Consider the following 12,772-nt stretch of genomic DNA (forward strand, 5'->3'; position numbering starts at 1 on the left):
CAATTCAGAGGTGTTAGAAACGTAGAGTTCTTCTTATTTAGGTTAACTAATATTTTTGCCTAAAGATAAAATCCCACAACTTTATGACTTGATCCCATTTTGTGTTTGGCTATAAGAAATACCTTTTATTTTTAACCTGACTAAGCTCATAGAATCATTAAATGGAAAAAGCTGTTTAAAGATGGGCGTACCATGCATTTAAACAGCCCTTTAATGAGCGCAAATTAACAAAAATTAAGCGTTTTGCGCCTTAAATTCCTTTAATTTTTCAATCAGTTTCGGTACTACTTCAAAGGCATCGCCTACGATTCCGTAATCTGCGGCTTTGAAAAATGGTGCCTCAGGGTCTGAGTTGATGACTACTTTGGTTTTGGAAGCACTCACTCCCGCCAAGTGTTGAATGGCGCCAGAGATGCCTATGGCGATGTATAGGTTCGAGGCTACGGGCTTACCGGTTTGGCCAACGTGCTCGCCATGGGGTCTCCATCCCATATCCGAAACAGGTTTCGAACATGCGGTAGCAGCGCCGAGTACTCCGGCAAGTTCTTCGATCATTCCCCAGTTTTCAGGACCTTTTAGGCCTCTTCCTCCGGAAACTACGATTTCTGCGTCGGCTATGGTCACTTGACCGGCAACCTTATCGATTTCTGTTGATTTAACGGCAAAGTCCCCATCGCCAAGATCGGCATTAAAAGCTTCGACCGATGCAGTGGTCTGGTTTTCCTTTAAGCCGAATGAGTTGTTCGATACCCCAATGATTTTTACTTCGGTGGCGATTTCGGTATGGGCAAAGCCTTTGTTACTGAAAACGGTACGTTTAACGATAAAGGGAGCTGTGCTATCTGGGGCGGCCACTACGTTGGGAACATAACCGGCCTTGAGTTTGGCCGTAAGGATTGGGGCCAAAAATTTACTGTTGGTACTTGAGCTTACTATAATTACTTGGGCACCCTCTTTGGTGGCGGCCTGTGCAATGCTATTGGCATAGGCTTGCGCGTTAAAGGTGGCCAGCTTGTCGTCCGATACGTTCAATACTTTGGAAACGCCAAATGCACCAAGACTTTCGTTGTCTTCGGTATTGAATGAAATTGCCGTTACCGACGAGCCTAATTGGTCTGCCACGGCCTTGGCGTAAGAGGCGACTTCAAAGGCGCTTTTTTTAAATTTTCCGTTTTCGGATTCTGTATATACTAATACTGACATGGTGTATATTTTTTAATTTTTTAGAGACAAAATTTTGAGATGGCTACCCCTTCAATCTGGTGTAAAATCCAAAGAAGGTTTCTTAGATTACCTTGGCTTCGTTGTGTAACAAATTTACAAGCTCGTCTACCGAGTCGACCAGTTTTACGGCGCCTTTTGCCGCAGGTTTGTCGAATTTGGTATCCTTGGTAGCTTTGACAGCCTCAATGGGCTCTACCACCGTAAGTGTCTTTTTTCTGGCCATCATGATACCTCTCATATTCGGTATTTTGAGGTCACTTTCCTCAACAAGTCCCTTTTGTCCGCCAATAATCAGGGGCAATGTAGTCTGTAGGGTTTCCTTTCCGCCATCGATTTCACGTACTGCGGTAGCTGTGTTTCCGTCCACTTCAAGGTTGATACACGAGTTTACGAAGTTCATTCCTAGAAGGGTGGCTAAAATTCCGGGTACCATACCGCCGTTGTAGTCGATAGATTCCCTACCTGCAATAACAAGGTCGTAGGCGCCATCCTTAATAATATGGGCCAGTTGTTCGGCTACAAAAAACCCGTCGGTAGGTAGGGCGTTGACGCGAATGGCCTCGTCGGCACCTATGGCTAGGGCCTTTCGCATGGTCGGCTCTACCGATGCTTCGCCAACTGTGGCTATATGTACGGTGGCACCTTGCTTCTCTTTGAACCACATGGCACGGGTCAAACCGAATTCGTCATTGGGGTTTATTACGAACTGTACACCGTTAGTATCGAATTTGGTATCGCCTTCGGTGAAGTTGATTTTAGACGTCGTGTCGGGAACATTACTTATGCAAACTAATATTTTCATGTCTATAAAGCTGTTTTTAATCTACACGAAGATATGTAATCTTTTTCGAAAATACTATGCATGCATAGTATTTTTTGTAACTTTTTTTGATTCTGAGAGCCTATGTTTTGATATATAATTTCCTATTTTTGCTTGCGTTTTTAACGTTCATAACAAAAAGATACTCCATATAATATGAAGACATTACAATTTAGGGAAGCCATTGTCGAGGCGATGTCGGAAGAAATGCGAAGAGATGAGTCCGTTTATCTGATGGGCGAAGAGGTTGCCGAATACAATGGTGCCTACAAGGCATCAAAGGGAATGCTCGATGAATTCGGACCCAAACGCGTGATAGATACGCCGATAGCCGAGTTAGGCTTTGCTGGTATAGGCGTCGGTTCAACCATGACGGGTTGTCGGCCTATAATCGAGTTTATGACTTTTAATTTTGCCTTGGTGGGTATCGACCAGATTATCAACAACGCTGCCAAGATTCGTCAAATGTCGGGTGGTCAGTTTCCTTGCCCCATCGTTTTTAGGGGGCCAACGGCTTCCGCAGGCCAATTGGCCGCAACGCACTCCCAGGCTTTTGAGAGTTGGTATGCCAATTGCCCAGGTCTAAAAGTGGTCGTGCCTTCAAACCCTGCCGATGCAAAAGGTTTGTTGAAATCGGCTATTCGCGATGATGATCCCGTAATTTTTATGGAGTCGGAACAGATGTACGGAGATAAAGGTGAGGTGCCCGAAGGTGACTACACCATTCCCTTGGGTGTTGCCGATATCAGAAGGGAAGGTAACGATGTTACCATTGTCTCTTTCGGAAAGATTATAAAAGAAGCCGATAAAGCGGCCGATGAACTTCAAAAGGAAGGTATCAGCTGTGAGATCATAGATTTGCGTACAGTGAAGCCTTTAGATTATGACGCGGTCTTGAAATCGGTGAAAAAAACCAATAGATTGGTGATTTTAGAAGAAGCTTGGCCCTTCGGTAACGTAGCTACTGAACTTACCTACCATATTCAGGCCAATGCATTCGATTACTTAGATGCACCTATTCAAAAAATTAATACAGCAGATACACCGGCCCCGTATTCACCGGTACTTTTGGCCGAATGGCTTCCGAACCATGAAGATGTGGTCAATTCTGTTAAGAAAGTGTTATACAAGTAAGTATAACAATTCAGTAAGGGTACTTTTGCTTCGCCGACATCGTGTTGGCGAAGTTTTTTTTTAAGGAGTTTTGTTGAAGATGCCCTTTGTTGTTCAATCGTCCCCCTAGGTCAGCTTTTTCACTGAAAAAAAATGGGTAAAACGAACGGGTTTTGCTAATATATTCTTTTCTGGTACGTTATTTGTCTATATAGTACCGAGAACAACATTGTAAATGAAAAACATTCTTTTAGCCATACTGTTGCTTGTTACTTCTGTTGCCAGTGCACAGACCAAGGTAGGAGGCATTGTTGTAGATGAAGATGATCGACCGGTCGCCTTTGCCAATCTTCTCTTTAAAGACTCTTACGAAGGAACGATTACTGATGATAACGGCCATTTCTATATGGAATCGGACGGTAGTCATAAGACCCTCGTGGTTTCCTTTATAGGTTATGAAAACGTGGAAATTCCCTTGACTTCGAAGGTGACCTATAACATGAAGGTCAAACTCAAGGAAGCTGCCCAACAGTTGAATGAAATCGTACTTGTTGGCGGAAAACAGCCGAAGAAAAACAATCCCGCGGTGGAAATTCTTAAGAAAATATGGGCTAAGAAACGTGAGAACGGACTTCGAAAGTTCAAACAGTACGCTTTTAAGAAATATGAGAAAGTAGAGTTCGACCTCAATACCATTGATAGTGCCTTGATGAAGAAAAAGATCTTTAAAGGACTTGAATTTGTGTTTGATGACCTCGATACTTCGCGTATAACGGGTAAAACTTATTTGCCGATCTTCTTGAACGAGACCTTTAGTAAGGTCTATGGCGATAATCTTCTAGATGAGGAAAAAGAGGATATTTTAGGAAACAAAAACTCCGGATTTGATAATAATCAAGCGATAATTGCCTTTGTGGCCGACCTCTATCAAGAATATGATATTTACGATAACTACCTGAAGTTTTTCGATAAGAGCTTTACCAGTCCGCTATCGAGAACCGGGATAGATACGTATAATTATGCCCTACGTGATAGTGCATTTATCGATAACAAATGGTGTTACAATATCGTGTATTATCCAAGGCGTAAGAACGAGCTTACCTTTAAGGGAGACTTTTGGGTGAACGATACTACCTATGCCATCAAAAACATCAATCTTGAGGTTACCAAAAGTGCCAATATCAACTGGGTGAAGGAGATATATATAGAGCAAGATTTTGAGGTGGTCAACGATTCCGTTTTTCTCTTGAAGCGCGATTATATGATGAGCGACTTCAGTTTTCAGAAAAAGGAAGAATCGCGGGGCATGTACGGAAAACGTACGACGGTCTTTGACGACTACGTCTTTGATCAAGAAAAGCCGAAGGAATTTTACAAGCAAGAGAGCAATCCGTACGATCCCGTGGTCTTGAATCGCGATTCTACCTTTTGGAAGAACAACCGCTTGGAGACCTTGAACAAAGATGAAAAAGGGATCTATCAATTGCTCGACACCCTAAAGACCGTACCTAAATTTAAGTCGTACTATAATTTGGTCAGTATTTTGGGCAGTGGCTATGTAGAGATCGATAAATGGAATATGGATATTGGCTCGGTCTACGATGTATTTGGGTACAACCAGGCCGAAGGACCCCGTTTGCGTATCGGTGCCCGTTCTTATTTTGGCGAGAACGATCTTTGGCGGGTAGAGGGCTATACGGCCTATGGTTTCACCGACCAAAAGTTTAAACACGGTGTTTCGGGGAAAATATTGCTCGATAGAAAGAACAGGCTTATCGTCTCGGGCGGTAATCGGCGCGACATTGAACAGCTAGGGGTGAGCTTGACCGCAACGAACGATGTACTCGGGCGTAGTATCGCCTCGTCCTCATTGGTGACCGTAGGGGCCAATAACCGCTTGACCAATATTAATTTGAGTAAGTTCAATATAGAGATGGAACCTATTACCAACGTAAGGTTTGGAATAGGGGGGACTTTTCGTACCCTAAGTTCGGCCCTGCCCGATGATTTTAGTCTAGACTATATAGATCCCGACTCATCGACCGGGGTGTCCTCAGAGATACGACAGTTCGATTTTAATGCATTGATGATCTATACACCTGGTAAACGAACTATTGGATATGGGGTGGAGCGGAAAGGTATGAACGATGATTACAGTACTTTGCTGTTGAGCTATACCAAGGGTGTAGATGTCGTTTTTGATAGTGATTTTAGCTATAGTAAATTGCAGTTCTCTTATAGCCAACCTTGGCAAATTGGAGGCTTTGGCCGCTTGTTCTCGACTTTGGAAATGGGTAAGACGTTCAATACGGTGCCTTTGGGACTGCTAAATGTGGTGCCTGGGAACCAGACTTTTTTCTCGAACTATGGTACCTTCCCTAACCTCGATTTTTACGAGTTCGTAACCGATACCTATGTGGCCTTGCATCTGCAGCACAATTTCAACGGGCGCCTCTTTTCAAGGGTGCCGCTATTGCGAAAATTGAATTTGCGCGAAATTATCGGTCTTAGGGGCGTTTGGGGCGATTTGTCAGATGAGAACATCGCCTTGAGTATGCCGGCTACGATAAATACCCCGCTGCGGGCACCGTCGGAGAAAATCTATTACGAGTATTCTTTTGGGATAGGAAACATATTCAAGATCCTAAGGATAGATTTTAATTTTAGGGGCAATTATCTAGACGCCCCCGATGCCCGTCCTTTTAGTATCACCGGAACGTTTGGCTTTGATTTCTAAGTAAGCTTCCCAATACGGTAGGTTTTCTGTAGTTTGTTCATTTCGAATTGCTTAGGGTTTGGTGTCTGTTGGTTCGTATTCGGGAAAGGAAGCGGCCTAGAATTTAAATATTCTAATATTTATAGGAAAACCCGATGTTTTTTCAATATTTCAAGGGTGGCACGTGAGCATTTTTGTACCTTCGTAGCTGTAAAATAAACCAAAAAAATGGGAAAAAAAGCTGATATAACTTTTGATGTTTTAATAGAGATTCCAAAAGGAAGTAGAAACAAATACGAGTACGATTTTGCATTGCATAAGATACGTTTTGACCGTATGCTTTTCTCATCTATGATGTATCCTGGAGATTATGGTTTCATCCCAGAGACTTTAGCATTGGATAAAGATCCACTAGATGTTTTGGTCATGGGTGCCGAACCTACCTATCCTATGGTGGTTATGGAGGTAAGGCCGATCGGTGTTTTTCATATGACCGATGAAAAGGGGCCGGATGAAAAAATTATCTGTGTACCTGTTTCTGACCCTATATGGAGTAATAATCATGATATCAGTGATTTGAACCCACACCGTTTAAAGGAAATCGAGCATTTCTTTAAGGTGTATAAAGATTTGGAAAAGAAGAAAGTCGATACCGGTGGATGGGGCGATGCCGAAGAGGCCGTCAAAATCTACCACGAATGTGTGCAGCGTTATGATGAGAGTGATTTAAAGAAGAAACGCACTTTTACGATATAAATAATTATCACGATTTAAAAAGCCTTTTTTAGCAATAAAAAAGGCTTTTTTTTATAAGATCAATTTCATTACTTTAGTAGACATTAGAAATTTTAAATAGCATCTCGAATGGATTTAGTAGTGAAATTTTTGCCTGTATTTGGAATACTGGCGCTAGTGTTCGTTTTTGTCAAGAATTTATGGGTAGGCAAACAAGACGTGGGTGACGCCAAGATGGCGCGCATTGCGAAGAATATTGCTGACGGAGCCATGTCTTTCTTGAAGGCCGAATACAAGATTCTAGCAATTTTTGTGTTGGCCGTAGCGGTACTCCTCTATTTTAAAGGGAGTAACGAAGAAGGTTCCAATGGTATGGTGGCCGTATCGTTTATTGTTGGGGCCATTTGTTCGGCCTTGGCTGGCTTTATAGGCATGAAAGTTGCTACTAAGGCCAATGTAAGAACTACACAGGCCGCACGTACATCTTTAGGTAAGGCGCTAGAGGTAGCCTTCGCCGGAGGGGCCGTAATGGGGCTTGGCGTTGTGGGTCTTGGGGTCTTGGGGCTCAGTGGTCTTTTTATGATATATCAAAGCATTTGGCCCGGGGCCGATAATTTGGGCTTGGTACTGAACGTGCTCTCCGGATTTTCCCTAGGGGCTTCTTCCATTGCCCTTTTTGCCCGTGTGGGCGGAGGTATTTATACCAAGGCTGCAGATGTTGGAGCCGATTTGGTAGGTAAGGTAGAGGCAGGTATTCCTGAAGATCACCCGTTGAATCCGGCGACCATTGCGGATAATGTCGGTGACAACGTTGGTGACGTCGCCGGTATGGGGGCCGATTTATTTGAATCTTATGTTGGGTCCATTATCGGAACCATGGTTTTGGGTGCCTTTATAATTACGCCCGATTTTATGGGCTTGGGTGCAGTATACTTGCCATTGGTTCTTGCGGCTGTCGGTATTATCATGTCTATTATCGGAACCTTTTTTGTAAGGGTGAAAGATGGTGGAAACCCACAGACCGCTTTAAATATAGGTGAATTTGGCTCTGCCGGTCTTATGGTGGTGGCCTCATATTTTATTATAAACACTTTGATTCCTGAGAGTGTAGAGGGACTTCCAAGTGGAGCCATGGGGATTTTCTGGGCCACTTTGGCCGGTCTTGTGGCCGGTTTGGGGGTTGGAAAGATCACGGAATACTATACGGGAACCGGAACAAAACCAGTGAATTCCATCGTTAGACAGTCGGAGACCGGGGCGGCAACGAACATTATTGCGGGTCTTGGTGTAGGAATGATGTCTACCATGATTCCTATTTTATTGATTGCTATAGCTATTATAGTATCCTTCCATTTTGCCGGATTATACGGTATTGCCATTGCGGCAGTAGGTATGTTGGCCAATACGGGTATTCAGTTGGCGGTCGATGCCTACGGACCTATTTCCGATAATGCCGGCGGTATTGCCGAGATGGCTGAATTGCCTTCGGAAGTTCGTGAGCGTACCGATAAATTAGATGCCGTTGGTAACACTACTGCGGCCATAGGTAAGGGCTTTGCCATTGCTTCTGCGGCCTTGACCGCCTTGGCTTTGTTTTCGGCCTTTATGAAGGTGGCCAATGTATCCGCTATCGACGTATCAAAACCGACCGTTATGGCCGGTCTATTGGTCGGGGGGATGCTACCCTTCGTTTTTTCGGCCTTGTCGATGAATGCGGTGGGGCGTGCGGCCATGGCCATGATCGAAGAGGTAAGACGTCAGTTTAGGGATATTCCACAGTTGAAGGCGGCCTTACAGGTCATGAGGGAAGTCGATTCCGATATGTCAAAGGCAACTCCTGAGCAAAGGGCCATATTTGATGCTGCAGATGGTTATGCGGAATATGATAAATGTGTGGATATTTCTACTAAGGCATCGATAAAGGAAATGGTACTGCCGGGCTTGTTGGCCATTGCGGTTCCTGTAGCCGTTGGTTTTATTGGTGGAGCGGAAATGCTAGGAGGTCTTTTGGCCGGTGTAACTACCTGTGGGGTGCTTATGGCCATCTTTCAGTCGAATGCCGGTGGTGCATGGGACAACGCCAAGAAAATGATAGAATCGGAAGGCCGCAAAGGTACCGATGCACATAAGGCAGCGGTTGTAGGTGATACTGTCGGTGATCCCTTTAAAGATACTTCGGGACCGTCGTTGAACATTCTCTTAAAGTTAATGTCGGTGGTGGCCTTGGTCATCGCTCCGAGTATTGCTATAAGTTCTACGGGAGTGGCCATGCTTGATCAAGAAAAGGAAATCAAGATCGAGATGAGTGCCCTTGATATGGATACGGCTGAAGCAACAATAGCTTATACTACGGTGGTAAACGGTGAAAAACTCTTGCAAGAGGAAGTTTTTACCGGTACTCAATCCGCTGTTAAAAATCAATTGATCGCTTTTGAAAAGAAGGTGGAATTGAGCAAGGGAAAAGAAAAGGAAATCACCATAGAAAAGGTCGATATCCGAAAGTAACCAAACCCATTTGAATGAAAAGGGACCTTTTTTATGGGTCCCTTTTTTTTGGTTTTTACTGTAGCTTGAAAACGATAGGGATACTGAAGGGTACCCTGACCGGTGTGCCACGTTGTTTTCCGGGCTCCATACGGGGTAGTTTGTCGATAATTCTCTTCGCTTCCTTTTCAAGGCTTTTGTCGGGTCCCCGCAACTGTATGTTGTCGATGCTGCCGTCTTTTTGAATTACGAACATAATATTTACCTTGCCTTGTATGCCCATTTCTTGGGCGGACTCCGGATACCTGAAATTCTTGGAGATATGCTTGTTCATCATGGTTTGAAAGCAGGCGCGTTTGTCTTTTTCTTTTTCGCATCCGGGAAAAACGGGAACGTCTTCGATGACCATAAATGAAAATTCCTCGGGCTCGTCCGTCTCCAGTACCTCTATATCCGATACTTCCAATATCTTTTCTTCTTGGTCCGTTTCGGTAGATTCGATTACGTCTTCTATGTCCTCCTCGTCATCATCGATTATCTCGATAATCGGCGGGGCTTGAATTTGCTTGGGAGGGGGCGGCGTTTTAAACTCGACCAAAATTGGCAGTTCTTCTGTGAGTTCGTCCTCAATATTCATCGAAGTGTCGTAGTCGTAGGTGCGGTCGTAGGTCTTCCATTCAAATGCGGCTAGGGTCAACATAAGTGCGAACAGTAGTCCGAACAAAAAGTAAATAGGTCGTTTTCCGTTAAGGTCCTTTTGTGGGTTTTTCTTGGGTTTCATAGGGTATGGGTTTTATGCCTTTCAACGAAGGGCAGGTTGAACATACCCAAACCTACATCGCGATACCTATAGTAAAAACCGAAAATGAGTGAAGTCCGTTTTCCAATGCGTGAACGCTACTTTTGGGTGCGGGGCGATTCGTTCGGAGGGCAGTTGAACTACTATATTTAAGTATATTTGACCCTATGGGTTTATTCGGGAAGAAAGACAAGTTACAGATCATCGCTTTTCAGGGTTATGGTGCCGATTCGCATTTTTATGCGCGTGGTCGGGCCTTGGAGGATGAAGAGATAGATTTGTCAAAAAAGGGCTTTTTCAATTTGATTTGGAACAGCTACAAGCGGTTTGAAACCGATGAAATCAAAAACACCACAGTGAGGGTGAAGCTTTCGGATGGTAGGGTGCTTGTTGGAAAAACCGATGCAAGGGGCTATTACCTCTTTGACGAGTCCATTGAAAATTTACGCCCACTTACCAATGGGGAAGGATGGTTGCAGTACGAGGTTTCGTATGATGACCGTGCCCTTCGAAGGGAAATCCTTCACCAAAACCGCTTTCCTGGTGAATTATTGATTCCTTCGGCCACCGCCGAGTTTGGGGTGATCAGTGATATTGACGATACCATTTTACATACGGGAGTGGTGTCTTCATTAAAGTGGAAGGTCGTGGTCAATACCCTTTTTAAACGCCCGGGTAAGCGTACACCCCTCAAGGGGGCTTCCGAATTGTATAATCTTTTGCATAGGGGAAGCTCGGGCACGGCGGCCAATCCTATTTTTTACGTGAGCCATAGTCCATGGAACCTGTATCGCTATCTTGAGCTTTTTCTTCAAAAGAACAATTTTCCCAAGGGGCCGATTCTCTTGCGAAACTTTCCGAAGTTGGAAAGTCTTCGGTCAGTGGGTGAAAAACCCCAAAAACAAAAGGAAATCCTCAATATCCTTAAGACTTATCCCAAACTCAAGTTTATCCTTATAGGCGATAGTGGTGAGCACGATGCCGATATCTATAAGGAAATTGCGGAGCTATATCCTGAACAGATAGGCGCAATCTACCTAAGGAGCGTAGCCCATAAGGGAAAAATGGAAAGGGTAAGGGGATTGTTCAAAGCCTATGAGACCACTCCCGTATTGCTGGTCGAAAACAGTGAAAGCGCCATTGCCCATGCCAGGGAAAACGGTTTTATAAAGTGATATTGCCCTAAAACAAGCCGTTGATCTCTGCGTCGATCATATTAAGGATCGTACCTAGATCTTCCGGTTGGTCTACAAAATCTAAATTGTCGACATCGACTATTAGCAGGTTGCCCTTTTTGTAGCCATGGATCCAAGCTTCGTACCGTTCGTTGAGGCGGCTTAGGTAGTCTATGGAAATACTGTTCTCGTATTCACGCCCTCTCTTATGGATCTGTTTTACCAAATTGGGAATAGAGCTTCTCAAATAGATAAGAAGGTCTGGAGGCTGAACCAAGCTTTCCATCAATTCAAAGAGACTTTGGTAATTTTCAAAATCCCTATTGGTCATAAGGCCCATAGCGTGCAAGTTAGGGGCAAAAATATAGGCATCTTCGTAAATGGTCCGATCTTGAATGATTTCTTTGCCACTTTCCCTGATTTGAAGAATTTGACGATATCTCGTGTTCAAAAAATAAATCTGAAGGTTAAAACTCCAACGCTCCATTTGATTGTAAAAATCGTCTAGATACGGGTTGTCTACAACATCTTCGAAATTGGCTTCCCAGTTGTAATGTTTTGCAAGTAACCTAGTTAGTGTCGTTTTTCCTGCACCGATGTTTCCGGCAACTGCTATGTGCATAGAGATAAATGAATTAATGGTTGTGTTGTCGTTTTTACTAAAATTAGAAGGTACAAGATACAAGATAAGTATATGAAGTAAAAACATATTTTGAAGTACAGTGGAAAAAAGTTGTATAACAAATCTCTTTTCTTTTGAAAGTCAGATTAAACCATATGTGCCAATAATAGTCTTAAAAGTGTTCTAACAAGTTATTATGATGAAATATACATGGTCAATAGCAATGTTTCTTGCCTTTTTTTGCGCAAGTGCATACGCACAGGATTTTCAGGGAAAAGCAACATATTTGAGCAAAACCCAGGTAAATATGGATTTCGGCAACCGAAAAATACCGGAAGACCGTAAGAAGGAAATCTTGGAGCGGATGAAAAGAGCCAATGAAAAAACATACGAGCTCAATTTCAATCAGACAGAATCTATTTATAAGGAAGAAGAGCAGCTAGAGCAACCTGGAGGTAGGGAAGGCGGAAGGGGGCCACGTTTTGGCGCTTTTTCCAGTTCTGGCGGTGACCTGTACAAAAATATAAAGGAAGAACGCTACCTGGTAAAAAACGATTTGTTCGGAAAGATATTCTTGATCGACGATACACTCGAGAAACTCGATTGGAAATTGGGAAGCGAAACCAAGCAAATAGGAAACTATACGGCATTTAAGGCAACAGCTTTAAAAACCATAAAACGCCCCAATATGAGGGCTGTTTTCCGCCGCCCGAACGATGGTAAGGAGGGAGACAAAAAAGATGGGGGCGAAAAGAATGAGGAGTTTGTAGAAAAGGAAGTCGAAATCGTAGCTTGGTATACCCCTGAAATACCGGTCAATCAAGGTCCTTCTTCGTATTGGGGGCTTCCGGGGCTTATCTTGGCCGTGAGCGATGACATTACCACTATAGTTTGTTCGCAGATTACCTTGAATCCTTCGGAGAAAGTCAATATAAAGGCCCCGACCAAAGGCAAAAAAGTAACCCAAGAGGAATACGACGAAATCTCAAGGAAGAAAATGAAAGAGATGCGTGAAAACTTCAGAAACAGAAGGGGTGGAGGACGAAACGGCCGGTCGTAATGGTGGCCTCCCTTTGTAATTTTA

At 43.7% G+C, this 12,772-nt stretch carries 10 protein-coding genes; 6 read left to right on the forward strand and 4 right to left on the reverse strand.

All coding sequences use genetic code 11. The features are described 5' to 3' along the window. Positions 1 to 234: 234 nt before the first annotated feature. Both BW980_RS16490 and BW980_RS16495 read right to left on the reverse strand, forming a co-directional pair. Positions 235 to 1,203: an electron transfer flavoprotein subunit alpha/FixB family protein gene (locus tag BW980_RS16490; protein ID WP_076456309.1), complete on the reverse strand. Its 969-nt coding sequence runs from the start codon at positions 1,201 to 1,203 to the stop codon at positions 235 to 237. A gap of 82 nt (positions 1,204 to 1,285) precedes the next feature. Continuing rightward, the gene (locus tag BW980_RS16495) at positions 1,286 to 2,026 is read right to left on the reverse strand and encodes an electron transfer flavoprotein subunit beta/FixA family protein (RefSeq protein ID WP_076456310.1); all 741 of its coding nucleotides are present in this window, start codon (positions 2,024 to 2,026) and stop codon (positions 1,286 to 1,288) included. A 174-nt stretch (positions 2,027 to 2,200) separates the two neighbouring features. Between BW980_RS16495 and BW980_RS16500 the strand changes: the two genes are divergently transcribed. The 4 genes from BW980_RS16500 (at position 2,201) to BW980_RS16515 (ending at position 9,113) form a co-directional block, all read left to right on the forward strand. Beyond that, positions 2,201 to 3,178, forward strand: a complete 978-nt coding sequence (locus BW980_RS16500) for a pyruvate dehydrogenase complex E1 component subunit beta (protein WP_076456311.1) — start codon at positions 2,201 to 2,203, stop codon at positions 3,176 to 3,178. Between the two features lie 214 nt (positions 3,179 to 3,392). After that, positions 3,393 to 5,894, forward strand: coding sequence for a DUF5686 family protein (locus tag BW980_RS16505; protein WP_076456312.1), 2,502 nt, complete (start codon positions 3,393 to 3,395; stop codon positions 5,892 to 5,894). Between the two features lie 207 nt (positions 5,895 to 6,101). Next, positions 6,102 to 6,629 carry an inorganic diphosphatase gene (locus tag BW980_RS16510; protein ID WP_013992240.1) on the forward strand — a complete coding sequence of 176 codons (528 nt, stop codon included), beginning with the start codon at positions 6,102 to 6,104 and terminating at the stop codon, positions 6,627 to 6,629. A gap of 108 nt (positions 6,630 to 6,737) precedes the next feature. Continuing rightward, positions 6,738 to 9,113 (forward strand): sodium-translocating pyrophosphatase, encoded by a 2,376-nt coding sequence (locus BW980_RS16515; protein WP_076456313.1) that lies wholly within the window; start codon positions 6,738 to 6,740, stop codon positions 9,111 to 9,113. Between the two features lie 55 nt (positions 9,114 to 9,168). Here the strand turns inward: BW980_RS16515 and BW980_RS16520 are convergent, their stop codons facing one another. Beyond that, complete coding sequence (locus BW980_RS16520; RefSeq protein WP_076456314.1) at positions 9,169 to 9,873, reverse strand: energy transducer TonB; 705 nt, start codon at positions 9,871 to 9,873, stop codon at positions 9,169 to 9,171. Positions 9,874 to 10,058: 185 nt separating this feature from the next. On the opposite strand from BW980_RS16520, the gene BW980_RS16525 reads away from it, so the two are divergent. Continuing rightward, on the forward strand, positions 10,059 to 11,066 hold the full coding sequence (locus BW980_RS16525; RefSeq protein ID WP_076456315.1) for an App1 family protein: 1,008 nt from the start codon (positions 10,059 to 10,061) through the stop codon (positions 11,064 to 11,066). 7 nt (positions 11,067 to 11,073) lie between these two features. Here BW980_RS16525 and BW980_RS16530 read toward each other — a convergent pair whose 3' ends face one another. Continuing rightward, entirely contained in the window at positions 11,074 to 11,688 is a 615-nt protein-coding gene (locus BW980_RS16530) for a deoxynucleoside kinase (protein ID WP_046287740.1), read from the reverse strand. A 223-nt stretch (positions 11,689 to 11,911) separates the two neighbouring features. On the opposite strand from BW980_RS16530, the gene BW980_RS16535 reads away from it, so the two are divergent. Then, positions 11,912 to 12,748: a GLPGLI family protein gene (locus BW980_RS16535; RefSeq protein ID WP_317042203.1), complete on the forward strand. Its 837-nt coding sequence runs from the start codon at positions 11,912 to 11,914 to the stop codon at positions 12,746 to 12,748. Positions 12,749 to 12,772: the final 24 nt, after the last annotated feature.

The organism is Zobellia uliginosa (assembly GCF_900156625.1).
GTDB lineage: Bacteria > Bacteroidota > Bacteroidia > Flavobacteriales > Flavobacteriaceae > Zobellia > Zobellia uliginosa.